The following is an 820-nucleotide window of genomic DNA, read 5'->3' as shown; positions in this document are numbered from 1 at the left end:
CGAATCATTCCGAGTGTGATAAAGTAGATGATCCGAACGATCGAGGCGCAAAGCATGATTGCCATGAGAGTTTTCGAGCGCAACGGGCACCAATGCGCAGAGAAGGTCCGACAAACCGGCCCAAAGACCTTTGAGCTTGTGGGACACAGTGCCGAACCGTATGGCGGGCCTTACGTGAAAGGTCTGACAATGTGGGACCTTCTGCAATGGGCGACCACATTTCCTGAACAAGTGACATTGATCCCGGCGGTCGCCCGCTAGTTTGTGTCGCGCGGTCGGACAGGACGCCACGTGCGCGACATCAGCGGATCGTTGCGATCGTCGTATATGGGTACAAGCTCGCCAGCCTTCAACCCGAGGCCCTTCAAATCGGCTTCGCGGAGCTCGGAATTCACGATCGTTGCGTCACCGGCACTGGCAGCCAATGAGGCTTTCACGGCTTCCGCCTGATCAGCCATAGCGACGGCATAAGTTACATATCGAACCTTGCCGTCTTTGACGATGCCGACCGAAACTATCCATCCTGCTGCCATCTCAGTAGTTCTGATCTATCCAAGAGAGCTTCTGTTTGCGAGGCGGCGGCCTAGCTGGCGGTCTAGTCTCTTGGAATTCCTCTATCGCCGCAAGTACGGCGCTCTTTTTTTTCGAGTGTCACTATGGCGTTCTTCAAAGCCTCTTCACGTGTCATGCCATGATCTCCACAAGGGCGACGGAGAAGGAAGCGCGGGTGGAGGGAGGTCCACCCGCGCAGGCTTGACGCTCGCAAGGTGCAGCGCGAATGCATGAGCAGCCAAGCCCGTACGTCTCCTGGCAACATGCG

2 protein-coding genes are annotated in these 820 nt (G+C 56.6%); one reads left to right on the top strand and one right to left on the bottom strand.

The features are described from left to right. Window positions 1-27 precede the first annotated feature (27 nt). Complete coding sequence (locus QJT82_RS45505; protein ID WP_075969405.1) at window positions 28-261, top strand: hypothetical protein; 234 nt, start codon at window positions 28-30, stop codon at window positions 259-261. Here the strand turns inward: QJT82_RS45505 and QJT82_RS45500 are convergent. Beyond that, window positions 258-533 (bottom strand): hypothetical protein, encoded by a 276-nt coding sequence (locus QJT82_RS45500; protein ID WP_075969406.1) that lies wholly within the window; start codon window positions 531-533, stop codon window positions 258-260. The genes QJT82_RS45505 and QJT82_RS45500 overlap by 4 nt on opposite strands. Window positions 534-820 lie beyond the last annotated feature (287 nt).

This window comes from Bradyrhizobium sp. Mp19, from assembly GCF_029952935.1.
GTDB classification, from domain to species: domain Bacteria; phylum Pseudomonadota; class Alphaproteobacteria; order Rhizobiales; family Xanthobacteraceae; genus Bradyrhizobium; species Bradyrhizobium elkanii.
Note: the sequence above shows the minus strand (reverse complement) of the source record. Positions and strands in the feature narration are given on the sequence as shown.